At 71.5% G+C, this 26,133-nt stretch carries 27 protein-coding genes and 1 pseudogene; 13 read left to right on the forward strand and 15 right to left on the reverse strand.

Annotated features, from left to right (window positions below; all coding sequences use genetic code 11):
* Positions 1 to 342 precede the first annotated feature (342 nt).
* On the forward strand, positions 343 to 1,464 hold the full coding sequence (locus tag VMR86_01175; GenBank protein ID HTO05642.1) for an amidohydrolase family protein: 1,122 nt from the start codon (positions 343 to 345) through the stop codon (positions 1,462 to 1,464).
* Positions 1,465 to 1,477: 13 nt separating this feature from the next.
* On the opposite strand, the gene VMR86_01180 is transcribed toward VMR86_01175, so the two are convergent.
* On the reverse strand, positions 1,478 to 2,776 hold the full coding sequence (locus VMR86_01180; protein ID HTO05643.1) for an acyl-CoA dehydrogenase family protein: 1,299 nt from the start codon (positions 2,774 to 2,776) through the stop codon (positions 1,478 to 1,480).
* A gap of 125 nt (positions 2,777 to 2,901) precedes the next feature.
* On the opposite strand from VMR86_01180, the gene VMR86_01185 reads away from it, so the two are divergent.
* Positions 2,902 to 3,039, forward strand: a complete 138-nt coding sequence (locus VMR86_01185; protein ID HTO05644.1) for a hypothetical protein — start codon at positions 2,902 to 2,904, stop codon at positions 3,037 to 3,039.
* Positions 3,040 to 3,055: 16 nt separating this feature from the next.
* Here the strand turns inward: VMR86_01185 and VMR86_01190 are convergent, their stop codons facing one another.
* The 3 genes from VMR86_01190 to VMR86_01200 are packed head-to-tail and all read right to left on the reverse strand — an operon-like array spanning position 3,056 to position 6,213.
* Positions 3,056 to 3,916, reverse strand: coding sequence for a metallophosphoesterase (locus VMR86_01190; protein ID HTO05645.1), 861 nt, complete (start codon positions 3,914 to 3,916; stop codon positions 3,056 to 3,058).
* Positions 3,917 to 4,918, reverse strand: a complete 1,002-nt coding sequence (locus VMR86_01195) for an alcohol dehydrogenase catalytic domain-containing protein (GenBank protein HTO05646.1) — start codon at positions 4,916 to 4,918, stop codon at positions 3,917 to 3,919.
* A gap of 5 nt (positions 4,919 to 4,923) precedes the next feature.
* Positions 4,924 to 6,213, reverse strand: coding sequence for a citrate synthase (locus VMR86_01200; GenBank protein ID HTO05647.1), 1,290 nt, complete (start codon positions 6,211 to 6,213; stop codon positions 4,924 to 4,926).
* Between the two features lie 40 nt (positions 6,214 to 6,253).
* Here VMR86_01200 and VMR86_01205 point away from each other — a divergent pair, with 40 nt between their 5' ends.
* The 6 genes from VMR86_01205 to VMR86_01230 all read left to right on the forward strand — a co-directional run bounded on the left by VMR86_01205 (position 6,254) and on the right by VMR86_01230 (position 12,668).
* The gene (locus tag VMR86_01205) at positions 6,254 to 6,931 is read left to right on the forward strand and encodes a lysophospholipid acyltransferase family protein (protein ID HTO05648.1); all 678 of its coding nucleotides are present in this window, start codon (positions 6,254 to 6,256) and stop codon (positions 6,929 to 6,931) included.
* A 20-nt stretch (positions 6,932 to 6,951) separates the two neighbouring features.
* Positions 6,952 to 7,557 (forward strand): glutaredoxin family protein, encoded by a 606-nt coding sequence (locus VMR86_01210; GenBank protein HTO05649.1) that lies wholly within the window; start codon positions 6,952 to 6,954, stop codon positions 7,555 to 7,557.
* Positions 7,558 to 7,641: 84 nt separating this feature from the next.
* Complete coding sequence (locus VMR86_01215; protein HTO05650.1) at positions 7,642 to 8,289, forward strand: helix-turn-helix domain-containing protein; 648 nt, start codon at positions 7,642 to 7,644, stop codon at positions 8,287 to 8,289.
* Positions 8,286 to 9,278 (forward strand): diiron oxygenase, encoded by a 993-nt coding sequence (locus VMR86_01220; GenBank protein HTO05651.1) that lies wholly within the window; start codon positions 8,286 to 8,288, stop codon positions 9,276 to 9,278. The genes VMR86_01215 and VMR86_01220 overlap by 4 nt, the downstream gene beginning before the upstream one ends.
* Before the next feature lie 45 nt (positions 9,279 to 9,323).
* Positions 9,324 to 11,195, forward strand: a complete 1,872-nt coding sequence (locus VMR86_01225; GenBank protein ID HTO05652.1) for a GspE/PulE family protein — start codon at positions 9,324 to 9,326, stop codon at positions 11,193 to 11,195.
* Between the two features lie 6 nt (positions 11,196 to 11,201).
* The gene (locus VMR86_01230; protein ID HTO05653.1) at positions 11,202 to 12,668 is read left to right on the forward strand and encodes an AAA family ATPase; all 1,467 of its coding nucleotides are present in this window, start codon (positions 11,202 to 11,204) and stop codon (positions 12,666 to 12,668) included.
* Here VMR86_01230 and VMR86_01235 read toward each other — a convergent pair.
* Genes VMR86_01235 through VMR86_01245 form a run of 3 tightly spaced genes read right to left on the reverse strand, consistent with a single transcriptional unit; the run spans position 12,655 to position 15,150 of the window.
* Entirely contained in the window at positions 12,655 to 13,446 is a 792-nt protein-coding gene (locus tag VMR86_01235) for an endonuclease/exonuclease/phosphatase family protein (protein HTO05654.1), read from the reverse strand. The two genes, VMR86_01230 and VMR86_01235, sit on opposite strands and share 14 nt — an antisense overlap.
* The gene (locus VMR86_01240; protein ID HTO05655.1) at positions 13,443 to 14,438 is read right to left on the reverse strand and encodes a D-2-hydroxyacid dehydrogenase; all 996 of its coding nucleotides are present in this window, start codon (positions 14,436 to 14,438) and stop codon (positions 13,443 to 13,445) included. The genes VMR86_01235 and VMR86_01240 overlap by 4 nt, the downstream gene beginning before the upstream one ends.
* Before the next feature lie 10 nt (positions 14,439 to 14,448).
* The gene (locus VMR86_01245) at positions 14,449 to 15,150 is read right to left on the reverse strand and encodes a glycosyltransferase family 2 protein (protein HTO05656.1); all 702 of its coding nucleotides are present in this window, start codon (positions 15,148 to 15,150) and stop codon (positions 14,449 to 14,451) included.
* Positions 15,151 to 15,206: 56 nt separating this feature from the next.
* On the opposite strand from VMR86_01245, the gene VMR86_01250 reads away from it, so the two are divergent.
* Positions 15,207 to 15,953 (forward strand): gamma-glutamyl-gamma-aminobutyrate hydrolase family protein, encoded by a 747-nt coding sequence (locus VMR86_01250; GenBank protein HTO05657.1) that lies wholly within the window; start codon positions 15,207 to 15,209, stop codon positions 15,951 to 15,953.
* On the opposite strand, the gene VMR86_01255 is transcribed toward VMR86_01250, so the two are convergent.
* The 7 genes and pseudogenes from VMR86_01255 to VMR86_01285 form a co-directional block, all read right to left on the reverse strand.
* On the reverse strand, positions 15,839 to 16,468 hold the full coding sequence (locus VMR86_01255; protein HTO05658.1) for a protein-methionine-sulfoxide reductase heme-binding subunit MsrQ: 630 nt from the start codon (positions 16,466 to 16,468) through the stop codon (positions 15,839 to 15,841). The genes VMR86_01250 and VMR86_01255 overlap by 115 nt on opposite strands.
* A gap of 1 nt (position 16,469) precedes the next feature.
* A complete protein-coding gene (gene msrP / locus VMR86_01260; GenBank protein ID HTO05659.1) occupies positions 16,470 to 17,438 on the reverse strand; it encodes a protein-methionine-sulfoxide reductase catalytic subunit MsrP in 969 nt (322 codons plus the stop codon).
* Positions 17,439 to 17,578: 140 nt separating this feature from the next.
* Positions 17,579 to 18,364, reverse strand: coding sequence for a hypothetical protein (locus VMR86_01265; GenBank protein ID HTO05660.1), 786 nt, complete (start codon positions 18,362 to 18,364; stop codon positions 17,579 to 17,581).
* 198 nt (positions 18,365 to 18,562) lie between these two features.
* Entirely contained in the window at positions 18,563 to 19,036 is a 474-nt protein-coding gene (locus VMR86_01270; GenBank protein HTO05661.1) for an AraC family transcriptional regulator, read from the reverse strand.
* Positions 19,019 to 19,462, reverse strand: a pseudogene (locus VMR86_01275) (AraC family ligand binding domain-containing protein). Before VMR86_01275 ends, VMR86_01270 begins: the two are co-directional and overlap by 18 nt.
* A 27-nt stretch (positions 19,463 to 19,489) precedes the next feature.
* Entirely contained in the window at positions 19,490 to 20,413 is a 924-nt protein-coding gene (locus VMR86_01280; protein HTO05662.1) for an MBL fold metallo-hydrolase, read from the reverse strand.
* Positions 20,410 to 21,804 carry a class II fumarate hydratase gene (locus VMR86_01285; GenBank protein ID HTO05663.1) on the reverse strand — a complete coding sequence of 465 codons (1,395 nt, stop codon included), beginning with the start codon at positions 21,802 to 21,804 and terminating at the stop codon, positions 20,410 to 20,412. The genes VMR86_01280 and VMR86_01285 overlap by 4 nt, the downstream gene beginning before the upstream one ends.
* Before the next feature lie 42 nt (positions 21,805 to 21,846).
* Here VMR86_01285 and VMR86_01290 point away from each other — a divergent pair, with 42 nt between their 5' ends.
* The 3 genes from VMR86_01290 to VMR86_01300 are packed head-to-tail and all read left to right on the forward strand — an operon-like array spanning position 21,847 to position 24,424.
* A complete protein-coding gene (locus VMR86_01290) occupies positions 21,847 to 22,917 on the forward strand; it encodes a class I SAM-dependent methyltransferase (protein ID HTO05664.1) in 1,071 nt (356 codons plus the stop codon).
* On the forward strand, positions 22,914 to 23,615 hold the full coding sequence (locus VMR86_01295; protein HTO05665.1) for a glutathione S-transferase N-terminal domain-containing protein: 702 nt from the start codon (positions 22,914 to 22,916) through the stop codon (positions 23,613 to 23,615). The genes VMR86_01290 and VMR86_01295 overlap by 4 nt, the downstream gene beginning before the upstream one ends.
* On the forward strand, positions 23,612 to 24,424 hold the full coding sequence (locus tag VMR86_01300; protein HTO05666.1) for an enoyl-CoA hydratase/isomerase family protein: 813 nt from the start codon (positions 23,612 to 23,614) through the stop codon (positions 24,422 to 24,424). The genes VMR86_01295 and VMR86_01300 overlap by 4 nt, the downstream gene beginning before the upstream one ends.
* Here the strand turns inward: VMR86_01300 and VMR86_01305 are convergent.
* The gene (locus VMR86_01305) at positions 24,421 to 24,915 is read right to left on the reverse strand and encodes a L,D-transpeptidase family protein (protein ID HTO05667.1); all 495 of its coding nucleotides are present in this window, start codon (positions 24,913 to 24,915) and stop codon (positions 24,421 to 24,423) included. The two genes, VMR86_01300 and VMR86_01305, sit on opposite strands and share 4 nt — an antisense overlap.
* A gap of 157 nt (positions 24,916 to 25,072) precedes the next feature.
* Here VMR86_01305 and VMR86_01310 point away from each other — a divergent pair, with 157 nt between their 5' ends.
* Positions 25,073 to 26,122, forward strand: a complete 1,050-nt coding sequence (locus VMR86_01310) for a hypothetical protein (GenBank protein ID HTO05668.1) — start codon at positions 25,073 to 25,075, stop codon at positions 26,120 to 26,122.
* The last annotated feature ends 11 nt before the right edge of the window (positions 26,123 to 26,133 follow it).

The following is a 26,133-nucleotide window of genomic DNA, read 5'->3' on the forward strand; positions in this document are numbered from 1 at the left end:
GACCGACCGGGATCGGCTCGACGACCCAGCGCCCCGGCGGAAGTGCCAGCGCGTACAAGTGACCCGGGTGGTCGGCGAAGTCACTCTCGGCCTCGCTCGAGCTGACCTCGAGCTGCGGCGGCGGGGGGTCGCCTGCCGGCCCCCCCCGCCACGCTCCTGACGCCGAAGGTCGGGCCTTCGGCGCAGCGTTCGAGCGCTCCGGTCGAAAGGATCACGAGAGCCTGGGTCGCCGGGTCGAAGCTGCCGATCGGCGGCGCCGGGCGGGGGGTCGCGCAGCCCAGGGCGATCGCGCAGGCGAGAGCGGCGGCGGGTCTCGGCATCCCGCTGAGATACCATCCCGACGTGAGCTATGCGGGGCCTCGCCGGACGATCGACGCCGACAGCCACCTGATGGAGTGGCCGACGTTCCTGACGGAGCACGCGCCGGCCGCGGTCGCCGCGCGCCTGCCCAAGCTCGTGCCCGATCTCGGCCCCTGGGCCGACCCCGCGCGCGCCACGCCGCGCGAGGAGCTGGTGCGGCTGGGCTCCGAGCTGATCCGGCGCGGCCCGAAGTGGCACGACGCGCTGGGCGCGGTGAGCTCCACGGAGCGCGGGACGGCGCTCGACCTGCTCGGCTTCGAGCGCCAGGTGGTCTACTCGTCGTTCTGCGCGCTGCTCTTCGACCTCGCCGACGCGGAGCTGCGCTACGCCGCCTACCGCGCCCACAACCGCGCCATGGCCGCGTTCTGCAGCGCCGACCCGCGACTCACGGGCGTTGCGCTGTGTGACCTCGACGGCGGGGAGAAGTCACTGGCCGAGCTCGACTTCGCGCTCGAGCTCGGGCTGGGCGAGGTCTGGGTCCCGGCGCGCGCCCCGGGCGGTCACTCGCCGGGTCACCCGAGCCAGGACGCCTTCTGGGCGCGGCTCGCCGAGCGGCGCGTGCCGTTCGTGCTGCACGTGGGAAGCTCCGGCTTCTCGATCGGGGAGCCTTGGCTCGACGACGGTCACACCGCCCCCGCGCCCCCGGGCTCGCGGCCCGAGGTGATCGGGTCGAAGGACCTGCTCGTGATCTACCAGCCGATCGAGCGCTTCCTGTCGGTGCTGGTGCTCGACGGCGTGCTCGAGCGCCACCCCGGCCTGCGCGGCGGCGCGATCGAGGTGGGCGCCGGCTGGGTGCCCGACATGCTGCGGCGCCTGGATCACGCGGTCGCGATCTGGAGCAAGTCGGAGCCGTTCCTGCGGACCTTCACGCGCACGCCGAGCGAGCAGGCCGCGGCGCAGCTGCGCTTCACGCCCTACCCGTTCGAGGACGTGGGCCTCCTGTGCCGCGAGTCGAACCCCAGGCTCTACATGTTCTCGTCGGACTACCCGCACGCCGAGGGCGGACGCGACCCGATCGGCCGCTTCGACCGCTCGCTCGCGGGTCACTCGCCGGAGGTCGTCGCCGGCTTCTACGCGGGCAACGCCGCGAGCTGGCTCCGCTAGCGCGCGAGCCGTCTCACAGGTTCCCCACCTCCGCCTCCACGAGCTCGGCGAAGCGCTCGCGCGCGGCCGCCTTGCGCGTGGGGATGTGCGCGCTCGGGAACAGTCCGTCGGTGGCCTTGTGATCGCGCAGCACCTGACGCGCCACGGTGATCTTGTGCACCTCGGTCGGCCCGTCGGCGATGCCCATGACCGCCGCGCCCAGCAGCATGGCGGCGAAGGGCATCTCGTTCGAGACACCGAGTGACCCGTGCAGGTGCATCGCGCGGTACACCACGTCGTGGTAGACCTTGGGCATCGCCACCTTCACGGCGGCGATGTCCTTGCGCACCTTCTTGTAGTCCTTGTACTTGTCGATCAGCCAGGCGGTGCGCAGCACGAGCAAGCGGAACTGCTCGATCTCGATCCAGCTGTCGGCGATCTTCTCCTGAGTCATCTGCAGGTCGGCGAGCCGGCCGCCCCGCACGTCGCGCGACAGCGCGCGCTCGCACATCATGTCGAACGCGCGGCGCAGCTGCGCGATCGTGCGCATGGCGTGGTGGATGCGCCCGCCGCCGAGCCGCGTCTGCGCGATCACGAACGCGCCACCCGGCTTGCCCAGCAGGTGGTCGGCGGGAACGCGCACGTTCTCGTAGCGGATGTACGCGTGACTCGCGTGCTCCGGGCCTTCCGTGCCCACGCCCACGTTGCGGATGATCTTCACGCCCGGCGTCTCGGTCGGCACGATGAACATCGACATGCCGCCGTGTGCGTCGACCTCGGCGTCGGTCACCGCCATCACGATCAGGAACGACGACCAGCGCGCGTTCGACGAGAACCACTTCTCGCCGTTGATCACCCACTCGTTGCCGTCGCGCACCGCGCGCGTGCGGAACAAGGTGGGATCGGCGCCGGCGTGCGGCTCGGTCATCGAGTAACACGAGTGGATCTCGCCCTCGAGCAGAGGCTTGAGATACTTGGCCTTCTGCTCCTGGGTGCCGTAGTGCGCCAGGATCTCGGCATTGCCGGAGTCGGGCGCCTGGCAGCCGAACACGATCGGCGCGAAGCGCGAGCGCCCGAGAATCTCGTTCAAGAGCGCGAGCTTGAGCTGCCCGAAGCCCTGTCCGCCCAGGTCGGGCCCCAGGTGACAGGCCCAGAGCCCGCGCTCCTTCACTTCCTTCTTGAGCGGGGCGACCGCCTTCTGCGTGCGCGGGTCGCGCATGTCGTACGCGTCGCCCAGCACGAGGTCGAGCGGCTCGACCTTCTCGCGCAGGAAGCCATCGGTCCAGTCCAGCTCGCGTTGAAACTCCGGCTCGGTCTCGAAGTCCCAGGGCATCTCGTCGTCCTCCGTTTTCCGACAGGGTACTACCAGCGACCCCCGGCTTGCTCAGTTCCCGGCAGCGCTGGCCGGAACGCGGACGCAGCGCATCGGTTCGCGCCGACCGGCCGACCGCTTGCTACGTGCTGTCCCGGGCCGCGGCCGCCGAGCTCGACTCACACGACCCCGCGATCAAGATCCGCCTGCTCGAGAACTTGCTGCGCGCGGCCTCGGGGATCGTCGCGCGGCTCAGCGCCGAGGCGCTCGCCGAGCGGCCCTGACGCGCCGCGCCGGGCTCTAGCGCACCTCGAGCTCGAGCATGGCGATCTCGCCCGGCGCGCCGATGCGCAGCGGCAGCGCCGTGGTGCCCACGCCGCGACTCACGTAGAGCTGCGCGCCGGCGCGCGCGTAGCGGCCCGTCCACAGGCCGTACCTCGAGTGAGTGATCGGCGCCCAGCCGCCCAGCACGATCTGGCCGCCGTGCGTGTGACCGGAGATCTGCAGGTCGACCCCGTGCAGCACCGCCTCGGGAAACAGGTCGGGCTGGTGCGAGAGCAGGACCGCAGGCTCGTCGGGCAGCCGGCCGGCGAGCGCCGCGGCCACGTCGGGCGCGCCGCGCCGCAGGTCGTCGACCCCGCACAGCCAGAGCGTCGCCCCGCCGCGCGCGATGCGCACGCCGCGGTTCACGAGCAGCTCGATCCCGCTCTCTTCGAGCACCGACACGAACACGCGCGGGTCCGGCGTGGCCCAGTACTCGTGGTTGCCGGGCACGGCGAAGACGCCGAGCGGCGGCGCCAGCAGTGCCAGGCCCTTGCGCAGCTCGAGCGCCTCTTCCTCCCAGGCGCTGACCAGGTCGCCGCCCAGACACACGAGGTCGGGCGACTCCTGGGCCACGCGCTCGCAGACCCGGACCCAGTCGTCCGCGCCGAAGTAGTTGCCGAGGTGCACGTCGGACAGGAAGGCGAGCCGCAGCCCCGAGAGACCGGCGGCGCCGCGCCCCAGCGCGATCACGGGGTGAGTCACGCGCCGGTTGCGCTCGAGCGCGCCGGAGATCGCGCGGCGCAGCGGGCCGCGGTAGAGCGCCGCCGAGGCGGCCGAGAGGATGGGAGTCAGGATCCGCGAGAGCCGGCCCGGCCGGCTCGGACCGCGGCGCGTCACTCAAGCCTGCCCGGGCAGCACGGTGACCTTGATCGCGCCGGTGTGCTTGTCGCTGGCGCAGCGGAACGCCGCCTCGAGCTCGCCCAGGCCGAAGCGGTGAGTCTGCAGCGGAGCGATCTCGGCCGCGTAGCGCGGCAGGAGCTCGACCGCGGCGCGGAACTGCGAGCCGCGCCGGCCCGCGCCGTACATGTTGGAGCCGACGATCTCGAGCTCGCGCGTCGCGACGAGATAGCCGTTCACCTCGCTGCGCTTCGAGAAGATGCCGAGCACCACGATCCGCCCGCCCGCGCGGCAGTAGCGGCTGGCGTCGAGCAGCGTCTGCGCCTGGCCGCCGACCGTCTCGATCACCAGGTCGGGCTGGGCCTCGGCGGCCCAGGCCTTGAGCTCCTTCTCGCCCAGCGCCTGGAGCCCCAGGTGCTTGGCGGCGTCGGCCTGCTGCGGGTGACGCGCGCTGATCGCGACGCTGCGCGCGCGGTCGCGCGCGAGCAGGCCCGAGAGCAGGCCGATCGTGCCCGCGCCCAGCACGAGCACGCGGCTGTCGGAGTCGGGCCGCGCCAGCGCGAGCGCCCGCTCGCACACCGCCAGCGGCTCGGCCAGCGACGCGACCAGCGGCGACACCGAAGAGTGTACGGGGTGCAGGGTGGTCACCGGCACGTCGACCCACTCGGCCAGTCCGCCGGGGCGCATGACCCCGAAGATCTCGAGCTTCTCGCACAGCTGGTTGCGGCCGGTGACGCAGAAGTCACAGATGCCGCACACGTGCTTGGGCTCGACCGCGTACAGCGCGTCGGGAAGGCCGCGCGGGCCGTCGATCAACGTGCCGGTCATCTCGTGACCCGGCGCCACGCCCACGGGCGGCGGCAGCTCACGGCGCCACAGGTGCAGGTCGGTGCCGCAGATACCACAGGCGGCCACGCGCAGGCGCGCCCAGCCGGCGGCGAGCGGCGGCGGCTCGACCTCGACGATCTCGAGGCCCGACTCGGTCCAGCGCGCCTGGCGCACGGTGACTAGCCGCGGCGCGCGGAGATCGGGACGTACGTCCGCTGGGTCTTCCCGATGTAGATCTGACGCGGCCGGCCGATCGCCTGGCCCTCGGCCAAAAGCTCGATCCAGTGCGCGATCCAGCCCGGCAGCCGGCCCATCGCGAACATGGCCGTGAAGCCCTGCACGGGGATGGCCAGCGCCTTGAAGATGATCCCGGAGTAGAAGTCGACGTTCGGATACAGCCGGCGCTTGATGAAGTAGTCGTCCTCGAGCGCGATCCGCTCCAGGTCCATCGCGATCTCGAGCAGCTTCGAAGTGACTCCCAGCTTCTCGAGCACCTCGGTCGCGGCCTGCTTGATCACCTTCGCGCGCGGGTCGTAGTTGCGGTACACGCGGTGGCCGAAGCCCATCAGGCGCGAGGTGTCGTCCTTCGACTTGGCGCGCTCGACGAACTGCTTGGCGTTGAGCCCCTCGTCGGCGATCTCTTCCAGCATCTCGATCACTTCCTGGTTCGCGCCACCGTGGCGCGGCCCCCAGAGCGCCGCGATGCCGGCCGACATGGACGCGAACAGGTTCGCGTGCGAGCTGCCCGCGAGCCGCACGGTCGAAGTCGAGCAGTTCTGCTCGTGGTCGGCGTGCAGGATCAAGAGCACGTCGATCGCGTGCGCCACCACCGGGTCGACCACGAACTCCTCGCACGGCGTGCCGAACATCATGCGCAGGAAGTTCTCGACGTACCCGAGCTTGTTGTCGGGGTACATGAACGGGTGACCCAAGGCGTGCTTGTTGGCGTAGGCCGCGATCGTGGGGAACTTCGCGATCAGTCTCTCGACCGACACCTCGACCTGCTGCGCGTCGAGCGGGTCGAGATAGTCGGGGTAGAACGTGGACAGCGCCGAGATCACGGCCGAGCACACCCCCATCGGGTGCGCGTCCTTCGGGAACGCGGAGAAGAAGCGCTTCAGGTCCTCGTGCAGCATCGTGTGGTAGCGGATCGAGTTGGCCCAGGCGCGGTACTGCTCCGCGGTCGGCAGCTCGCCCTTGATCAGGAGGTAGGCGACCTCGAGGAAGTCACTCTTCTCGGCCAGCTCCTCGATCGGGTAGCCGCGGTAGCGCAAGATGCCCTGCTCACCGTCGATGAACGTGATCGCGCTCTTGCACGAGCCGGTGTTCTTGTAGCCGGGGTCGAGCGTGATCAGCCCGGTCTGGTCCCGCAGCTTTCCGATGTCGATCCCGCGCTCGCCTTCCGAGCCGGTCACGATCGGGAATTCGTACGTCTTGCCGTCGACCTCGAGCCGGGCCATCTCGTCCATCGAGCGGCATGATACACGCGGGCCAGGAGGGGCGCTCCTCGTGGAGTCAGTGGAAAGACGGGCCAGCATCGGCGAACGCGCGCTCGCGTTCGCCGTCGCATGGCTGGTGCGGCTGCTCGGGGCGACCTTGCGCTTCGACTACGAGGACAACGACGTCATCGAGCAGACCCTCGCCGAAGGCAGCGCCGCGATCATCTTCGGCTGGCACGAGATGTTTCTAATCGCGTGTTGTGACCTGCGACACTACCGGCCGTACATCATGATCAGCCAGAGCCGCGACGGAGAGCGCGTGACGCGCGTCGCCGAGCAGCTGGGCTGGCGGGTGGTGCGCGGCTCGAGCTCGCGGGGCGGGGCACGCGCACTTCTGCAAATGGTGCGGGTGCTGCGCGAGCCGGTGCTCGCGGGTCACCTCGTCGACGGTCCGCGCGGCCCGCGCCGCGAGATCAAGCCCGGCGTCGTGGCCATGGCGCAGCGCTCGCGCGCGGTCCTGATCCCGTCGATGTACGCGGTCCAGCGCAAGTGGCGGGCGCCGAGCTGGGACCGGCTCCAGGTGCCCCTGCCCTTCACCCGGATCGTGCGCCACGACTTGCCGGCGCGCTGCGTGCGCCCGGACCTCGACGAGGCCGAGGTCGAGAAGTTGCGCGCCGAGTTGCACGACGAGCTCACGCGCGAGTGCGCCGCCTTCGAGCTCGAGCGCCTCGGTCAATCCGAGCGGTAGAACTGCCGACCTAGAAAGGCATGACTCGTCGCTCGCTGGCGCTCCTGGCCCTGCTGGCGCCCCTCTGGGCCTGCTCGCCGCCGTCGCAGGACGGCGCCGTGGTGCCCGTGGGCTCCCCGGAAGACGGGGCTCCGGTGACTCCCAAGCCCGCTCGGGAGCGCGCCCCGGCAACGCCTGCGCGCCGGTCCGGCACCTTGAAGGCCGACGGCGGCTACTACCAGTACGTGGACGAGTCGGGCCGCGTGCGCTTCGCGACCTCGCTCGACCAGGTGCCCGAGCGGCAGCGCTCGACCGCCGGTCACATCACCGTCGAGGCCTCGGCCTCGCGGGCCGTGCGCCGCGCTTCGGTCGCCCCCGACGACGGCCCGCGCGGAAAGACCACCCACGCCCCGGTCGTCATGTACTCGACGCAGAGCTGCGGCTACTGCCGCAGGGCGCGCGCGTACTTCGACCAAATCGGCCAGGAGTACGTGGACAAGGACGTCGAGAACGACGACGACGCGCGCGAGGAGTTCCTGGGCCTGACCCACGGGAACACCGGCGTGCCGGTGATCGTGATCGGCGGGAAGATGATCCAGGGCTGGAGCCAGCCCCGGGTCGAGCAGATGCTGGCCGCCTCGCGCTGAGCGGCCCTCCTTCCTGATCGCTCGTTCGCTTTCCCCTTGACATACGTGCGCGCACGATTGAATGTACCGTCCGGTACGTACGGCATGTCGGACTCAACGAACAGCGAACGCGCGCGATCGGCGGCCACCGCCCACGGCGAGCTGTCGCGCGAGAAGATCCTCGCGGCGGCGATCGCGCTCTTCTCCGAGCGCGGCTACGCCGGCACCTCCGTCGCCGACGTGTGCGAGCGCGCCGGGGTCGTGAAGACGGCGCTCTACTGGCACTTCGAGAGCAAGGAAGGCCTGCTCGACGCCGCGCTGGCCCGGGTGGCCGAGGCGTGGATCGAGCAGATCCGCGCCAACGTCGAGGAGGCCGCCGGGGTCGAGGAGCGCTGCGACCGCTTCATGGCGGGGCTGCGCTGGCTCGTGACCGAGCGCAGCGAGACCTTGATGCTGATCCTGGGCGCGATCCTCGAGCGCGCGCAGGTCAACGAGACCACGCGCGCCAACCTGCACGAGCTGTTCTCGAGCGCGCGCGGCGCGATCGTCGAGGTCGTGCGCGAGACACTCGGCCGCGACGTGCCCGACTGCGACCTGATCGCCGAGACCGTGCTCTCGTTCGTGCACGGCATCGCGCTGTGCCAGCGGCTGGCCGACGAGCCCGAGCAGCTCGAGCGGCGCTTTGCCTACCTGAAACGACTCTTCATGCTCGCGGTGTTCCAGGCCGCGACGAATTCCGGAGGAAACCCATGACCACCCTGGAGCAGTCACTCCCCCTGCTTCCCGGAAAGCCCGAGATTCCCGACGACGCGGAGCTGGCTGGCGCCGACGAGCGCGCGTGGCGCGAGCTGCTGGGCCGCCTGTCCCGCCAGTCGGTGACCAAACACTTCGACGCCTACGAGGACGTGGCCTGGGACGATCCCGACCACGCCGTGCAGCCCGACGACCCGCGCTTCGAGCTGATCCCGCTCGATCCGCTGGGCGGCACCGACTGGTACCAGTCCCAGCCGCAGCCCGTGCGCGCGCGCATCGGCCTGCACCGCTTCGCCACGTTCATGAAGGTGGGCGTGCAGTTCGAGAACGTGCTGAAGCGGGGCCTGCTGACCTTCGCCGAGTCACTCCCCAACGACTCACCCGAGTTCCGCTACGTCTACCACGAGATCGCGGAAGAGACCCAGCACTCGATGATGTTCCAGGAGTTCGTGAACCGCACCGGACTCACGGTCGGAGGCATGCCGCGCAGTCTCCTGTTCTTCGCGCGCTCGATCCCGAGCCTGGCGCGCCGCTTCCCCGAGCTGTTCTTCGTGTTCGTGCTCGGCGGCGAGGAGCCGATCGACCAGATGCAGCGGCGCGCGCTGCGCGAGCGCCAGTGGCGCCACCCGCTCGCCGAGCGCATCAGCCAGATCCACGTGATCGAGGAAGCGCGGCACATGTCGTTCGCGCGCGCCTACCTGCTGCGCCACGTGCCGCGGCTGGGCTTCTTCGGCCGCGGTCTCCTGGCGCTGCGCTCGCCGTTCATCCTCGGAAACATGGCCACGCTCATGCTCGAGCCCTCGGCGCAGTTCGTGCGCCGCTACCAGATCCCGAAAGACGTGATGGACCAGGCCTACCGGAAGAGCCCCGTGTTCGCCGGCCTGCGCCGTGACTCGCTCGCCAAGACGCGACACCTGTGCCAGGAGCTCGGCCTGATCCGCCCGCCGTTCTCGTGGCTCTGGCGGGCCTTCCGCATCGACCAAGCGTAAGCGGGGTCGTTGGGTTCGCGGACTCTCTGACCGATAGGGTCCGCGATGAGTGAAAGCGGCACCCCCCCGGCGAAGCTGCCTGCCAATGGACCGTCCTCGCCAGGGGAGCCGCGGCCGCCGCTCCTGCTCTCCGAGCTGTGCGAGCTGCTCGTGCGCGCCAAGCTGATGACTTCGGCGCATGCCAAGGACGTCGAGGGCCGCGAGACCACCCTGCGCAGCCGCGTGCTGAAGGAGCGCGTGGGCTCGGTGCGCTCGCAGGCCGCTGCGAGATACGACGTGTCGGCCGCCGAGATCGTGGCCGCCGCCGCGCTGCCGCACGCGCAGAAGGAGCACCGCAAGCTCGACGAGGACGCGATCGCGCAGTGCATCGCCGCCGCGACCCAGCTCCGCTACGTGAAGATCGACCCGCTGAAGCTCGACAACGCGTTGATCTCGAAGACCTTCTCGCGCCCGTTCGTGCGCCGCCACGTGGTGATTCCGATCGCGCAGGAGGCGCAGTCACTCGTGCTCGCGGTCGCCGACCCGTTCGACACCACGCTGCGCGAGACGCTGCAGGACGTGGTGCGCAAGCCGTTCGTCTACGCGATCACGTCGAAGCGCGACATCCTGTCGGTCGCCGACCGCGTGTTCGGCCTGCGCACGAGCATCAAGCAGGCCGCGAGCGAGCTCGGGGACCGCAGCCCCACCGCCGCGCTGGTGCAGATGGTGCAGCTGCGCTCGAACGAGGAGCTCTCCACCGCGAACGACGAGACCGTGGTGGCGGCGGTCGACTTCCTCCTGAACTACGCCTTCGAGCAGCGCGCCTCCGACATCCACCTCGAGCCGCGCCAGGGCGACGCCGTGGTGCGCTTCCGCATCGACGGCATCCTGCACGAGATCGAAGCCTTCCCGCAGCCGGTGCACGCCGCGATCGTGTCTCGCGTGAAGGTCATGGCCCGGATGGACATCGCCGAACGGCGCCGCCCGCAGGACGGGCGCATCAAGACGCGCCGCGGCCAGAGTGAGATCGAGCTGCGCGTCGCGAGCATCCCGACCGCGTTCGGCGAGAAGGTGGTCGTCCGGATCCTCGACCCGGGCATCCTGCTCGCGGACCTGGCCGACCTGGGCTTCGCGCCCGCCGAGCGCGAGCAGTTCGAGCGCTGGATCACTTCGCCCTCGGGGCTGATCCTCGTGACCGGCCCCACGGGCTCGGGCAAGACCACGACCCTGTACGCGACGCTGCGCTATCTCGCCGGCCCCGAGGTGAACATCACCACGGTGGAAGAGCCGATCGAGATGATCGACCCGCGCTTCGTGCAGGTGCAGGTGCAGCGCAAGATCGAGCTCACCTTCGCGACCGCGCTGCGCGCCATGCTGCGCCAGGACCCCGACATCATCATGGTCGGCGAGATCCGCGACGCCGAGACCGCGCAGATGGCGGTGCAGTCGGCACTCACCGGTCACCTGGTGCTGTCCACGGTCCACACGCGCGACGCCGCCGGCGCAGTGACTCGCCTGGCCGAGCTGGGCGTCGAGCGCTTCCTGCTCTCCAGCGTCTTGCGCGGCGTGCTGGCGCAGCGGCTGTTGCGCAAGATCTGCCCGCACTGCGCGGTCGACGGTCACCTGACTCCCGACCAGGTGAACTCGCTCGGCATCAAGGTGCCGGTCGAGCGGCGCGAGCGGCTCGCGGTGCGCTGGGGCGAGGGCTGCGTGGAGTGCCGCCACACCGGGCTGTACGGCCGCTCGGGCGTGTTCGAGCTGCTCACCGTGGGACGGCGCGTGCGCGACCTGATCAAAAAGGGCGAGGACGCGACCGAGATCGCGCGCGCCGCCAAGGTCGAGGGCATGGAGAGCTTGCGCGAGAGCGCGCTGCGCCGGCTGGCCGAAGGCGTGACGACCTACGAGGAAGTGGTGCGAGTCACCACGGACATGGACTGAGTCGCGATGAGTCGTGACTGCGCGAAGGAGCTGGGCCTGCTGGTGAAGGCGGGCTGGCGGCTGATCGGGCTGGAGGCCTTCGAAGAGGAGCGCGCGCTCGCCACGCTGAAGCTGGCCGCGCAGGCCTGCAAGCGCGAGCTCGTGACCTGGTCGGTCGCCTCGGGCCTGGGCGCGAGCGGACACGGCGCGGGCTCGCTCGACGACGGCCTGCGCGCGATCTCCGCCGCGGCGGAGCCCGCGATCTTCGTGATCCTCGACGCGCACCGCCAGCTCCACGACGCGATCGCGCTGCGCCGGCTGCGCGACCTGCTCGACCTTCTGGCCGAGCGCATGCAGGCGATCGTGCTGCTCGGACCCGCGCTCGACCTGCCGCCCGAGCTGGTGCACGAAGCGGCGGTGGTCGAGCTGCCGCTGCCGCGCGCGGCCGAGCTCGACGCGCTGTTCCGGGCCGCGATCGAGTCACCCGACCCGGAGTCACTGGACAACGCGGTGCGCGCCGCGCTGGGACTCACCTCCGACGAGGCGCTGCGCGTGTTCCGCAAGTCGTGCGCGCTCGCCGGCGGGCTGAACGACAAGGCGGTGGCCGGCATCGTGCGCGAGAAGCGCCAGGCGCTGCGGCGCACGCCCGCGCTCACCTTCCACGAGTCCCTGGCCGGCCTCGACGACGTGGGCGGCCTGGGCGAGCTGAAGCGCTGGCTGCGCGAGCGCAAGCGCGCGTTCGGCGAGGAGGCGCGCAAGTTCGGCCTGCCCATGCCGCGCGGGCTGCTCCTGCTCGGCGTGCAGGGCTGCGGCAAGTCACTCTCGGCCAAGGCCGTGGCGCGCGAGTGGAACTTCCCGCTCTTGCGCGTCGACCTGGCGGCGGTGTTCGGCGACGCGCAGCGCACGCCCGAAGCCACGATCCGCGAGGCGACCGCGGTGGCGGAGTCGATCGCGCCCTGCGTGCTGTGGATCGACGAGATCGAGAAGGGCTTCGCCGCCGCGAGCGAGGGCGGGGCGTCGAGCCGCGTGTTCGGCGCGTTCCTGACCTGGCTGTCGGAGAAACAGGCGCCGGTGTTCGTGGTGGCGACCGCCAACGACGTGACTCGCCTGCCGCCCGAGCTGTTGCGGCGCGGCCGCTTCGACGAGCTGTTCTTCGTCGACCTTCCGACCGAGGCCGAGCGCGCCGAGATCTTCACCATCCACCTGCGCCGCTTCGCCCGCGACCCGCTGCAGTTCGACCTCGCCGAGCTGTCGCTCCAGGCGTCGCGCCTGTCGGGCAGCGAGATCGAGCAGGTGGTCTCGGCCGCGCTCTACACCGCGTTCACCGAGAACCGCGACGTGGCCTTCAACGACCTCGCGAACGCGATCACCGACACGGTGCCGCTCTACGACACCTACGAGGAGCGGATCAAGGAGCTGCGCGACTGGGCGCGCACGCGCGCGCGCGCCGCGACCCTGAACGCCAAGGCCGCGAACCTGTTCAAGGGGCGCTGACGCGAGTCACACGCAGGCGCGCGCGCAGCGCGGGGTGGTCGCTGAGCGGCTTGCCCCCGGCCGCGAACTCGCCCGCCTCGCCCGCGCGCACCACCTCGAAGCCGATGCCCCGGCCGTCGCGCACGAACACGTAGTCGATCTCTTTGTGCGCGAACGCGCCCTGGGGGTCGGAGCGCGCGCCGGTGTCTCGCAGCCCGACCTCGGTCACGAAGCGGGAGAGCAGCGCGGCGTCGGCCGGGTTGGACGCCTCGCTGTTGAAGTCGCCCGCGACCACGAGCGGGCCGTCGCCCGACAGCGTGCGGATGCGCTGCGCCAGGTTCGCCAGCTGCTTCTCGCGCGCCGACCGGTCGGCGTCGGACTCGCCTGCGTCGAGGTGCAGGTTCCAGAAGTCGACGTCCATGCCGGGCGCGAGGCGCAGCCGCACGCGCAGGTAGCCCTTGTCGGCGAAGCAGTCGTTCGCGCCGCCCAGCCAGCCGGCACACGCGCCCAGTGACCCGCGCGAGACCGCGCGCAGCGGCAGGCGCGCGAAGGTCGCGAGCCCGCTCTGGAAGAACGCGCCGGGGTCCGGGCCGTTGCCGCGTTCGCGCACGGGGTGGGTCGCGTGGGACGCGAGCGCGTCCCAGTAGGTCCAGCTCTCCTGCACCAGCGCCACGTCGTAGGCGTCGAGCCGTGACGAGATCTGCCCCATGCGCGCCTCGGGGTCGTCGCTCACCAGCCAGTGATTCAGGCCGTGCACGTTGTAGGTGAGCACCGTGAGCGCGACGTAGAGCGTCTTCACGCGCGGACCTCGTTGCGCAGCGGCTCGCCGCGCCCGAAGCGCGTGAGGTTGTCGAGGAAGATCGCGAGCTGGCGCGCCTCGGCGCCGCGCGTGGCCGCCGAGTTGTGGGGAGTCACGATCACGTTGGGCGCCGTCCACAGCGGCGACTCGCGCGGCAGAGGCTCCGCGGCGAACACGTCGAGATACGCGCCGCCGAGCCGGCCGGCGCGCAGCAGCTCGTAGAGCGCCGTCTCGTCGACGATCCCGCCGCGCGCCACGTTCACGATCCGCGCGCCTTCGGGCAGGAGCGCGAGCGCCGCGGCATCGATCGCGCCGCGCGTCTCGGGCGTGAGCGGGCAGGTCAGCGCCAGCCAGTCGGCGCGCGGCAGGAGCTCGCGCAGGCGCTCGGGCCCGTGGAGCTCGTCGACCGGATCGCCGGGCTGCGCGGGGCTGCGCCGCACGCCGATCACGTACAGGCCCACGGCGCGCGCCAGCCGCGCCAGCTCGCAGCCGATCCCGCCCAGGCCGAACACCACGAGCACCTGCCCCGCGAGGTCGCCCGGCAGCGCGGACACCGCATGCGGGAGCCACTCCCGGCGCCGCTGCGCTTCGAGCCAGTGCGGGAAGCCGCGCGCCAGCATCAGCATGCCCGCGAGCGCGGTCTGCGCGATCGGCTCGGCCGAGGCCCCGGCCGCGGTAGTGACTCGCACGCCGCGCTCGGGGAAGCGCGCGAAGATCGGGTGGTCGATGCCCGCGTTGAAGGTCTGCAGCCAGCGCAGCTTGGGCGCGGCGAGCGCGGCGGCGAAGAAGGCGCGCGAGCCCGCGGGCAGGAGGTCGACCGAGAAGAACGCGGCCTCGACGCGCGCGCAGGCCTCGGCGGCGAGCCGCGCCTCGGGGTCCGCCGGCAACGGCACCGGCCGCAGCTCGAGCCCGCCGGCGCGCGCAGCGCGATCGAGTGACTCGCCGAAGCGTTCCTGCACGCGCGCGCTCACGAGCAGCGAGAGCTCTGCCACGGTCACTCCACTAGCGGTCGAACAGGTTGTAGCGGAGCACGCAGCGCAGCGCGTGCACGCCGTCGCGCCAGCCGATCTTCTTGCCCTCTTCGTACGTGCGGCCGTAGTAGGAGATCGGGACCTCGTAGATGCGCCAGCCGCCGCGCGCGACCTTGGCGGTGATCTCGGGCTCGAAGCCGAAGCGGTCCTCGCACAGCTCGATGCCCGCCAGCACCTCGCGCCGGAACGCCTTGTAGCCGACCTCCATATCGGACAGGTTCAGGTTCGTGAACACGTTCGAGAGGAGCGTCAGGAGCTTGTTGCCGACCGAGTGCCAGAAGTACAGCACCCGGTGCGGGCCGCTGGCGAGAAAGCGGCTGCCGTAGACCACGTCGGCCAGGTCGCGCTCGATCAGGCTCACCATGCGCGGGATCTCCGCCGGGTCGTACTCGAGGTCGGCGTCCTGCACCACCAGCACGTCGCCCGTCGCGGCCGCGAAGCCGCGCCGGAGCGCCGCCCCCTTGCCGCGGTTCCTCTCCTGCAGCACGGCCACGACGCCGGAGTGTGTCGCCGCGAGCTTCTCCACCAGCTCGCGCGAGCCGTCGCTCGAGAAGTCGTCGACCAGCACGAGCTCGAGCTCGGCCCCGTAGTCGACCGCCCGCACGCGCCGGACCAGCTCCTCGAGCGTCTGCGCCTCGTTGTACACGGGGACGATCACCGACAGCTTGCCCATGCCCGCTCCAGTCTATCGGAAGGTCCGGCCGAGAAGTCTCGAGTATGATCGCGCGCGTGACTCCCACGGTCGGCATCCCGCTGTGCCTGGACGAGCAGGGACGCTGGAAGCGCGGGCGCACCTATCAGTACGGCGACGCCAGTTACGCGCGCGCCGTCGAACGCGCCGGCGGCGTGCCGGTCTACCTGCCGATCACGGCCGACGCCGCGGCGCAGGTGGCGCGCATCGACGCGCTGCTGGTGCCCGGCGGCGACGACTTCCTGCCGCCGCGCGCCTACCCGGCGCAGGTGCGCTTCGAGCCGGTGCCGGCGGCGCAGCTCGCCTTCGACCGGGCGCTGGTCGACGCGGCGCTCGCGCGCGGCCTTCCCGTGCTCGGCATCTGCTACGGCATGCAGCTGGTGGCGCTGGCGCGCGGGGGCGCGCTCCACTACGACCTGGCGACCGATCTGCCGGGCTCGGCCGAGCACCAGCTCGGCGAGGGCCGGCACCGCGTGGCGCTCGAAGCGGGCTCGCAGCTGGCCGAGATCGCGCACGCGCGCGCGCTCGAGGTCTCGAGCCGCCACCACCAGGCCGTGTCCGATCCCGGCCCTGAGCTGCGCGTCGCCGCGCGTTCGGCGGACGGCGCGATCGAGGCGGTGGAGGCGCGTGCGGGCGCGTTCTGCATCGGGGTGCAGTGGCACCCCGAGGGTCACGGCGATGCCGAGAGCGAGGCGCTCTTCCGCGCCTTGGTCGCGGCCGCGAAGCGCGGGCGCAGGCGCACGAAGCCGCGCGCGGCGAAGAGGGCCGTGAGCAGCGCCGAGTAGATCAGCGGCTCGCGCACGTCCTTCTTCACGAGCCACAGGAAGTGCACGCAGCCGCACACCGCCGCCACGTACACCAGTCGGTGTAGGACGACCCAGCGCTTGCCCAGCCGCCGGATCCAGGCGCGAGTGGAGGTGATCGCGAGCGGCACGAGGCACAGGAAGCCCGCGAAGCCCACCGTGATGTACGGCCGCTTCGCGATGTCCTCGAACAGCGTGCCCCAGTCGCCCCACAGGTCGAGCACCCCGTAAGTCAGGAGATGCAGCGTGCAGTAGCTGAACGCCAGCAGCCCGAGCGTCCGCCGGTACGGCGCGAGCCAGCCCAGGCCCAGGATCTGCCGCGCGGGCGTGATCGCCAGGCTCGCGAGCAGGAGCCGCAGCGTCCACAGGCCCGTCACGTGGGTCACTTGCTTGATCGGCTCGGCCTCGAGCTGGCCGCGCCAGGCGTCGAGCGCGAGCCCGGCCAGCGGAAGCGAGGCGAGCGCCACGAGCGCGCCGTGAGTCAGTCGGCGGCGCAAGTCAGAAGTTCGCGCGCAGGTCCATGCCCGCGTACAGCGCGGCCACCTGGTCCGCGTAGCCGTTGAAGGGCAGCGTCTTGCGCTTGGAGAACTCGCCGATGCGCCGCTCGCGGCGCTGGGTCCAGCGCGGGTGGTCCACGTCGGGATTCACGTTGGCGTAGAAGCCGTACTCGTCGGGCGCGGACAGGTTCCAGGTGGTCGGCGGCTGGCTCTCCTGCAGGTGGATCTGGACGATCGACTTGATGCCCTTGAAGCCGTACTTCCACGGCACCACCAGCCGCAACGGCGCGCCGTTCTGATTGGGCAGGTCGCGGCCGTACATGCCGGTCGCGAGCAGAGCGAGTGGGTGCATGGCCTCGTCCATGCGCAGGCCTTCGACGTAGGGCCAGTCGAGCACGTGCCGGCGCTGGCCAGGCATCTGCTCGGGTCGCAGCACCGTCTTGAACGCGACGTACTTCGCCTTCGGGGTGGGCTCGAAGCGCGCGAGAACGTCCTTCAGCGGCACGCCGCGCCAGGGAATCACCATGGACCAGGCTTCGACGCAGCGCATGCGGTAGATGCGCTCCTGGACGTCGGCGGGCTTCACCAGGTCCTCGAGCGCGACCGAGCCGGGCTTGGCGACCTCGCCCGAGATCTCGACCGACCAGGGCTTGGGCACGAACCCACCCGAGCTCTCCTTCGGGTCCTCTTTGTCGGTGCCGAACTCGTAGAAGTTGTTGTAGCTCGAGGCCTTGTCGAAGGGCGTCTGCTCTTCCGTGGTCCGGAAACCATCGGGCGAAGTGACTTCTGCCGGGTTCGCGGGCGAGTCGGCCGGGGGGTCGCCCTTCTCGGCGCGGCCGCAGCCCGGCAGGAGCAAGGCTCCCGCGGCGATCCCGGCCGCGACGACCAGCTCGCGCCGGCGCAGGTAGAGCTCGGGCCCGGTGACCTCGCGCTCGGGCGGCTCCAGAAAGCGGTTGCGGCGGATCAGCACGGGGCGGCCTCCTCGGGTTCGTCGCTTGGGCTCCCGCGAGCGTTACGAAGCTACCCCGAGGAACGGATGCCTACAAAGACAACGGGGGTGGCGATTCTCATCGCCACCCCCGCTTTCCGCTCTTGCGAGCTTCGAGTCTTTCAGGCCTTCCGGCTGCGGAGAGCCAGGCCGCCGATGCCGAGGAGCACGAGCGCGAACGCGCCAGGCTCGGGCAAGTGGCCCATGTCCGTCGAGCCGAACGAGTACCACTGCGCAGGCAGACCCAGGCCCGGAGGCGGCGTGGCGCCACCCGTCTGGATCGTGTTGCGAGTGCTGCCCGTGATCGCGTCATGCGCCGCGTTCAGCTGCCAGATGCCCAGCAGGCTGGGGAGCACCGGGCTGGTGCCCGTCACTGCCGACAGGGTCGCGATCGGGAGCGGAACGCCCTCGTCGAGGCCGAGCAGGCCGCACAGGCCGACGCCGGTGCAGTACCAGGTGCCGGTCGGGAGCCAGATCGTGCCGGTGCCCGGGGCGCCGGTCATGTTCCACAGGATCTGGTCGCCGCTGAGCGTGCCCACACCGCCGAGCGCCACGGTGGCCACGACGTCTGCCACGACCGTGCCGAGCTGGCCGATCGGAGTGACGGCGTGGATGTTCAGCGTGCCGCCAACGAGCCCGACGTCGTTCGCCTCACCGATGATGCCGTTGCCATTGAGGTCGGTGTTGACTGTGACGGTGCTGTTGGGATCGAACGGCGCGATGAAGAACGGTCCGAACTCCGAAACACCCGTCGTTCCCGGCGGGAGCGTCGGATCGGCCGCGTACGGGCTGATCGAATTCACCGAGCCATTGGGGCCAGACACATCGAACGTGAGGAGCGCGGCGCTCGCGAGGCTGGTGTAACCCAGCGCTCCAAGCGCAGCGACCGTTGCAAGGATGCGCTTCATTCTCTTCTTCCCTCCCATGATGCCGCGAGGTTGCTAGCGACCCCGCGACTCGTCATCCGCAGCGCGCTCTGCGTCTCCTCCCTCAGAGTGGGCTCAGGGCGCGACTGTAGTCGGAATGCTACGCGGAGAGGCGTTGAAAAGCCTATGCCGATCTCCGCCTGAGTTGTGTCCAAAATCGCCTGATTTCTCGCGGAGATGTCAGGAATTGCCATACGCCGCTGTATCTCCAGAGGCCGGCACCGGGCTCCGGCCGCCCCCGTTGTGGAGCACTCGGAAGCGCGCCGGCGGGTGCGACATGCGCTGCGCGAACACCCGCGAGAAGTGGTACCGGTTGGCGAACCCGCAGCGCTCCGCGATCTCGTCGATCGACAGGTTGGAGCGCAGCAACAGCTCCACCGCGTTCGAGACCCGCCGCTCCTGCACGTGGCGGGCGGGCGTGCAGCCGACCACGCGCCGGAACATGCGGATGAAGTGCGACTCACTCGCGTGCGCCAGCTCCGCAAGCTTCGAGTTCGGCAGAAGATCGGCCAAATGCGCATCGATGTAGCGGAGCGCGGGCTGCAGCTGCGCGCGCGCGTCGGCGGTCGGCCCCAGGCTCGCGCCGCGCGCCGCGGCGCTGTCGAGCGCCGACGACAGACACAGGTGGAGCAGCGCCTGGGCGCGCGCGCACACTCCCGGTGACAGCTCGGGTCGGGGCGTGGCCAGCTCGCGCAAGAGCGACCGCGCGAGCTCGTCGCGCGGCGGGTCCGCCGGCAGCACCAGCGGGGCGTCGCCCTCGGGCAGGGCGGCGGCGTCGCGCACCCGGCCCAGGCCGAACTCGATCGTGAGATGGGAGGCGTCGCCCTCGGCCTTGGCAGTGCCGGCGATGTCCGGAGCGATCAGCACGCAGCGGCCGGGCGGCAGGGCGAACACCCGGTCGGGCGTCGCCAGCTCGGCGCGCCCGCGCTCGTGGAAGGACACGCGCCAGGACGCAGCTTCCGTCGCAGCCGCCCCGAAACTCTCGGAAAATCGCGCCGTCCCGAGCGATACGAGGCGAACCGGAATCGTGTCGGGGCGTGCGTTGATGCGGGCCAAGCCGGCCGTCCCTCCCCGAGCCGGATTGTATACAGATTCGGCCCGCGTGGGTTAAATGACTCGCGGGGTGGAGGCCGACTGATACAGGCCCGGTCCGGGCTGCCGCACGCGCCCCGCGCGGCCCAGGCGTTCGAGGTGCTGGCCCATGCTGCGCCGCTCGACCGGGTCGGCGAACGGCACGGGGTCCTGGGGCCGGTAGACGAAGCGGTGCCGGACGATCTCGTCCAGTGAGTGGGGCTCGGCCAGATACTCGAGCAGCCGGCTCTCGCGGTCGGCGATCACCGCCGCGAAGCGCCCGAGCCGCTCCAGGAACGCCTCGAACCCGTCGACCACGCCGATGTGGTGGAAGGTGGCGTAGTGGCGGGCACGCAGACTGCGCGCGGCCGCCAGCGTGCGCTCGAAGTCCTCGAGCTCGGACCAGGCGTCGCCGTAGTACGGGCCGAAGGACGACAGGTCCACGTCGGCCAGATACACCAGGTCGTCGGGCAGCACGCGGAAGAAGCAATGACCCCGGGTGTGGCCCGGCGCGTGGATCACCTCGACCCGCGCGCCGCCGCCCAGCTCGAAGACGTCGCCGTCGCGGAAGGCGCGGGCGTCGGAGCGCGGCGTGAAGTGGAAGCGCTCGACCACCGCCTTGCGCCAGGCCGAGAGCACCGGCTCGGGGTAGCCGTACAGGTCCATCAGCGCGTCGAGTGACCGGCTGCCCGGCAGGTCGGCCTCGTGGAAGTGCCAGGGCGCGGCGCCGTACAGGAAGCTGCCGGCGAAGTGGTCCTCGTGGCAGTGACTGTGCAGCACGCGGTCGGCGCGCGGGCGTTCGGCCTCGGGCCGCACGACCAGCCCCAGCGAGGGGTCGATCACCACTGACTCCTCACTGCCGCGCACGAGCAGCGAGTTCCCGTGCGGATACTTGCCGCGCCGCTCGCCGTAGTAGACCGTGGCCGCGCCGAAGCGCTGCTCCTCGAGTGACTCGCTCATCGCTTCCCCGTCTGCGCCATGGGATCGAGCAGGCGCAACAGCTCCTCGCGCGGCAGCACCTCTTTCTCGAGCGCCAGCGCGCGCACGCGCTTGCCCGTGCGCCAGGCCTCCTTCGCGAGCTCCGCCGCGCGATCGTAGCCGAGCGCGGGCGCCAGCACGGTGACCATGGCCAGGCTCTCCTCCAGGAGCTCGGCGGCGCGCTCGGCCCGAGCCTCGACGCCCGCGAGACACTTCTCGTGGAACACGCGCGCCGCGGCGGCCAGCAGCCGGATCGAGGCCAGCAGGTTGCGCGCGATCACGGGAATGGCGGTCAACAGCTCGAGCTGACCCTGGGCCGCGGCGGCGCCGATCGCGGCGTCGTTCCCGACCACCTGCGCGGCGACCTGCAGCACGACCTCGCAGATCACCGGGTTGACCTTGCCGGGCATGATCGACGAGCCGGGCTGGATCGCGGGCAGCGCCAGCTCGCCCAGTCCGGCGCGCGGTCCCGACGCGAGCAGCCGCACGTCCGAGGCGATCTTCGCCAGCGACAGCGCCACCGTGCGCAGCGCGCCGCTCGCTTCCACGCAGGCGTCGCGCGCGCCCTGCGCCTCGAAGTGGTCGCGCGCCTCCTCGAGCGCGAGCCCGGTGGCGCGCGACAGCTCGGCCAGCGCGCGCTCGACGAAGCCCGCCGGGCAGTTCAGCCCCGTGCCCACCGCCGTGCCGCCCAGCGCGACCTCGGCCAGCGAGTCACTCGCGCGCGCCAGCCGCTCGCGCCCGAGCTCGACCTGCCGCGCCCAGCCCGCGAACTCCTGGCCGAGCCGCACGGGTGTGGCGTCCATGAAGTGGGTGCGCCCGAGCTTCACCACGCCGTCGAAGTCGGCCGCGCGCGCGCGCAGCACGGCCTCGAGCGCCGCCAGCGCCGGCGCCAGGTCGTCGCGCAGCGCGAGCCGCGCGGCCACGTGCAGCGCGGTGGGAATCACGTCGTTGGACGACTGACTCGCGTTGACGTGGTCGTTGGGGTGCACGGCCGCGGGCCGGCCGCGCTCGGCGAGCAGCGCCCGCGCGCGCGCGGCGATCACCTCGTTGGCGTTCATGTGGGTCGAGGTGCCCGAGCCCGTCTGGAACACGTCGAGCGGGAAGTGGTCGTCGTGCGCGCCCGCCGCGACCTCGCCCGCGGCGTCGGCGATCGCCTGTGCGAGCGCGGGGTCGAGCACGCCGAGCGCCCCGTTGGCGAGCGCGGCCGCGCGCTTCACCAGCCCCAGCGCCTGCAGGAACACGCGCGGGAAGCGCTCGCCGCTGATCGGAAAGTTCTCGACCGCGCGCTGCGTCGACGCGCCCCAGAGCGCGTCGGCCGGCACGTTCATCTCGCCCATGGAATCGCGCTCGATCCGGGTCTTCAGCGTCGCCATGGCCGAAGCTTAGCCGCCGACCCCGTCGTGTAGACTCGGCCCATGGCGCAGCCCGACCCGGAGAAGCTCAAGGCCTACCTCGGCATGGTGTTCGGGTCCCTGGGCGGGGCGATGACCTCGGCGATGATCTCGCTCGGCGACCGTCTGGGTCTGTACCGGGTGTTGGCCGAACGCGGAGCCGTCACGAGCCAGGAGCTCGCGGCCGCCACCGGTCTCCAGGAGCGCTGGCTGCGCGAGTGGCTGTTCCAGCAGGGTGCCGCGGGCGTGCTCGAGCGCCGGGGTAGCGACCGCTTCGCGCTCTCGGCGGAGGGCGCGGCCGTGCTGGCCGACGAGAGCCATCCCGCGTTCGGCGCCGGATTCTTCGCGCACCTGCCCCAGACCATGGCCGTGGTCGACCGGCTGCCCGAAGCGTTCCGCAGCGGGCTCGGCCTCCCTTATGACGCCTTCGGTCCGGAGGGTGCGGCGGGGATCGAGCGCGGCTTCGCGCCCTGGTTCCGCAGCATGCTGGTGCCGGTGGCGATCCCGCGTCTGCCCGGCGTGGCCGACGCGCTGCGCCGGGGCGCGACCGCGGCCGACATCGGCTGCGGCTCCGGCGTGGCGGTGCTCGAGCTCGCGCGTGCCTTCCCCCAGTCGACCTTCCACGGCTACGACATCTCGCAGCACGCGCTCGCGCGCGCGCGCGCCAACCAGCGCAAGTCGGGCATCACGAACGCGCACTTCCACGACGCCACGATCGAGTCACTCCCCGCGGACGCCAGCGTGGACTTCGTGACCGCCTTCGACTGCCTGCACGACATGGCGCACCCCGAGCGCGTGCTGGCCGCGGTGCGCCGCGCGCTCGCGCCCGGCGGCGTGTTCCTGATCTGCGACATCAAGGCGCGCGACAGCTTCGAGGAGAACGTGGCCCGCAACCCGATGGCGGCCATGATGTACGGCACCTCGGTGCTGTCGTGCATGTCGTCGGCGCTGTCCGAGCCCGACGGGCTCGGGCTCGGCACGCTGGGCTTCCCCGAGTCACTCGCGCGCAAGATGTGCGCCGAGGCCGGCTTCTCGCGCTTCGAGCCGATCGACTTCGGCCACCCCGTGAACGCCTTCTACGTGGTGCGCCCGTGATCCGCGCGCTCGACGTCGCCAGCTCGATCGGCGCCACGCTGGCGCGCGCCGGGTCGGGCGCGCAGGTCGGGACACTGGGCGCGCGGCCGGCGCAGCCGCTCTCGCTCTACGAGTTCGAGGGCTGCCCGTACTGCCGCAAGGTGCGCGAGGCGCTGTCGATCCTCGACCTCGAGGCCGACGTCTTCCCCTGCCCCAAGCGCGGCCCGCGCTTCCGGCCCGAAGTCGTGCGGCGCGGCGGCAAGGCGCAGTTCCCGTATCTCGTCGATCCGAACACGGGCATCGAGCTGTACGAGTCCGACGCGATCGTCGCCTACCTGTTCGACCGCTACGGCGACGGGCGTGTGCCCTGGGCGCTGTCGCTCGGGCCGCTCACCGACCTGTCGGCGCAGGCCGCGAGTCTCTGGCGGCCGGCCGCGGGCGTGTTCTACGCGCCCGCGCGCGCGCCCGAGCAGCCGCTCGAGCTGTGGAGCTTCGAGGCGTCGCCCTTCAGCCGGCTCGTGCGCGAGAAGCTGTCGGTGCTCGAGCTGCCGTACCGGCTGCACAACGTGGCCAAGGGCAGCGCCCACCGCGCCGCGTTCGTGGAGCGCTCGGGCAAGATGATGGTGCCGTATCTCGCCGACCCGAACACCGGCAAGGAGATGTTCGAGTCGGCCGACATCGTCGAGTATCTCGACGAGACCTACGCGATCCGCTCGTGACCCCGCCTGCGTTCGAGACGCTCGCGCTGCGCGTCGACGCGCCGGTCGCGCGCTTGACCCTGAACCGGCCCGAGCGCCTGAACGCCATGGGCGCCACCATGCTGCGCGAGCTGGCGGCGGCGGCGCGCTTCTTCGACGGCCGGCCCGACGTGCGCGTGGTGATCGTATCGGGTGCCGGCCGCGCCTTCAGCGCCGGCGCCGACCTGCGCGACTCACCCGTGGCCGGCGCGTCGCCCCGCTCGGGCGGCTCGTGGCTCGAGCGGCGCGAGGTCGGGCAGCTCGGCCTGCGCATGGCCGACGCGATCGAAGGCATGCGCGCAGTCACGATCGCGCAGGTCCACGGCTACGCGGTGGGCGGCGGGGTGGTTCTGGTCGCGGCCTGTGACCTGCGGGTCGCGGCCGAGGACGCGGTGTTCTCGATTCCCGAGATCGAGCTCGGCATTCCGCTGGCCTGGGGCGGCATCCCACGCCTGGTGCGCGAGATCGGTCCGGCGCTCACGCGCGAGCTCGTGATGACCTGCCGCCGCTTCAGCCCGGCCGAAGCCAAAGCGGCGGGCTTCGTGAACCGCGTGGTGCCCGCGGACGTGCTCGAGAAGGAGGCGGAGTCACTCGCGGCGCAGATCGCCGGCATGCCCTCGGTGCCGATCGCGATCACCAAGGAGCACGTGAACTCCGTGACCCGCGCCATGGGCACGGGCTCGACCGCCTTCGCCGACGGCGACGCGCTGCTCTCGGCCGCCTTCGACCCCGAGTCACTCGAGGCGGGCCGCAAGTATCTCGAGCGCACGGTGGGCCGCAAGCGCAGCTAGGGCAGGATCTCGAGCGGCGTGCCGTCGGGCACCGCGCGCTGGAGCTCGTCCATCTCGGAGTTCGTGAGCGCGATGCAGCCGTCGGTCCAGTCGAAGAACTGGTGCGCCGCGCCCAGCCAGCCGAAGCCCTCGCGCAGGCCGTGGATCTCGATGCCGCCGCCCGGCGGCACGCCCGCCGCCCGGGCGCGCGCGAGGTCCTCGGCATTCGGATAGGAGATTTCGAGCGCGGCGTGGAAGTCGCTGGGCTTCTTGCGCCACTTCACGGTGTACAGCCCCTCGGGCGTGCGCTGGTCGCCGCGCGCGGACTTCGCGCCGACCGGCTGCCCGCCCAGCGCCACGCGGTACGACTTCAGCTTCGCGTCGTGCCAGTAGAGCGTGAGCGTGCGCTCCGCCTTGCGCACCACGATCCGGTCCGCCTGAACGCGCGGCAGGAGCTGCGCGAGCGAGTCACTCGCCAGGAGCAGCGCGAGAGCGAGCGCCGCGACTCTCACCGGCCGCCACCCCAGCGGCTGAAGACGAAGCGCGCGCACCGGAAGCCTTCGCAGGACACCGGTCGCGAATCTATCTCAGCCGTCGGGGCTGGGTTAGCGAGGCCGATTGGAGCCCGGGATTCGATCACCTAGACTGCGCGGGGTGAGGGGCCGCTTCATGGCATGGGGGCTCGTGCTGGCACTGGGCTGCGCGAGCCCGCCCGGAGAGAAGGTGGACGTGCACCCGGGCCGCGCTGCGGCGGAGGCGGCCATCGAGTTCCCGCCCACGGGGCCGGTCGAGCTGCGGCCCAGGCCGTCGCCACCCGAGGGCACGCTGTACCAGCTCGTGGTCAGCTACGACGGCCGCACCGAGGTCATGGACGAGCAGCGCCAGACCATCGATCCCGAGTCGGTCAATGACAAGTTCTCGATCGAGATCGACTACCGGCAGCTCCCGGTCGCGGCCCCGCCCGAAGGCGGCGTCGCGTCGACGCTCGTGCTCGAGGCGCTCAAGCGGCGCGAGCGGCTCACGCCGCCGGGCAAGGAGCACGTGCTCGAGATCGGCGACGACCGTCTGCGCACCACGCTCGACGACAAGGTCGACACCGACCTGCGCGGCGCCCAGCCCAAGCAGGACCTCACGCCGCGCATGGTGCTCGAGAAGCCGTTCGCGCTGGTGGTGGCCGACTCGCGCAACGATCCCAAGGGAGTCACGATCCGCGGCCTGCCGGCGGCGCGCAAGCTCCTGGCCTCGTTGCCGCTGCGCGAGACGATCAGCTACCTGCAGATCGCCCGCCCGGACCGGCCCGTGACGGCGGGAGACAGCTGGCACGCCAAGCGCTTCGTTCCGAACCCGATCGGAAAGCTCGGTCTGGCGCTCGACCTCGAGGTGCGGCTCGTCGGCTTCGAGCGCGTGGGCGCGGTGCCGTGCGCGCGGCTCGCGATGCGCACGCGCTCCGAAACGACCGACGTGCCCAGCGAGATGGGCTTCCACTTCAACGAGGTGCGCTACAACGTGCAGGGCGACGCCTGGATCGACCTCGCGAACGGCGAAGTCGTCGAAGCGCACATCGAGGACGTGTCCGCGGTCTCCTATCACCGCACCTCGGGCTCCCGCCCCGCGCTGCTGCGCATGCGCTACGAAGGCCACTCCTCGCTGCAGCGCCTCGACGCGCTGCCCGAAGTCCACTGGGCCGACGGCACCAAGCGCTTCAGCGCGGTCAAGTAAGCCCGAGCGAA

It is taken from the genome of Myxococcota bacterium (genome assembly GCA_035498015.1).
Taxonomy (GTDB): domain Bacteria; phylum Myxococcota_A; class UBA9160; order SZUA-336; family SZUA-336; genus VGRW01.

What these genes read in the sequence shown, in the direction of transcription:
- VMR86_01200 (HTO05647.1), bottom strand. Translation starts at nt 6,213, where the DNA reads ATGGACGAGATGGCCCGGCTCGAGGTCGACGGCAAGACGTACGAATTC.
- VMR86_01280 (HTO05662.1), bottom strand. Translation starts at nt 20,413, where the DNA reads ATGAGCGAGTCACTCGAGGAGCAGCGCTTCGGCGCGGCCACGGTCTAC.
- VMR86_01310 (HTO05668.1), top strand. Translation starts at nt 25,073, where the DNA reads ATGGCATGGGGGCTCGTGCTGGCACTGGGCTGCGCGAGCCCGCCCGGA.
- VMR86_01265 (HTO05660.1), bottom strand. Translation starts at nt 18,364, where the DNA reads ATGAAGCGCATCCTTGCAACGGTCGCTGCGCTTGGAGCGCTGGGTTAC.
- VMR86_01285 (HTO05663.1), bottom strand. Translation starts at nt 21,804, where the DNA reads ATGGCGACGCTGAAGACCCGGATCGAGCGCGATTCCATGGGCGAGATG.
- VMR86_01180 (HTO05643.1), bottom strand. Translation starts at nt 2,776, where the DNA reads ATGCCCTGGGACTTCGAGACCGAGCCGGAGTTTCAACGCGAGCTGGAC.
- VMR86_01220 (HTO05651.1), top strand. Translation starts at nt 8,286, where the DNA reads ATGACCACCCTGGAGCAGTCACTCCCCCTGCTTCCCGGAAAGCCCGAG.
- VMR86_01215 (HTO05650.1), top strand. Translation starts at nt 7,642, where the DNA reads ATGTCGGACTCAACGAACAGCGAACGCGCGCGATCGGCGGCCACCGCC.
- VMR86_01230 (HTO05653.1), top strand. Translation starts at nt 11,202, where the DNA reads ATGAGTCGTGACTGCGCGAAGGAGCTGGGCCTGCTGGTGAAGGCGGGC.
- VMR86_01245 (HTO05656.1), bottom strand. Translation starts at nt 15,150, where the DNA reads ATGGGCAAGCTGTCGGTGATCGTCCCCGTGTACAACGAGGCGCAGACG.
- VMR86_01225 (HTO05652.1), top strand. Translation starts at nt 9,324, where the DNA reads ATGAGTGAAAGCGGCACCCCCCCGGCGAAGCTGCCTGCCAATGGACCG.
- VMR86_01210 (HTO05649.1), top strand. Translation starts at nt 6,952, where the DNA reads ATGACTCGTCGCTCGCTGGCGCTCCTGGCCCTGCTGGCGCCCCTCTGG.
- VMR86_01290 (HTO05664.1), top strand. Translation starts at nt 21,847, where the DNA reads ATGGCGCAGCCCGACCCGGAGAAGCTCAAGGCCTACCTCGGCATGGTG.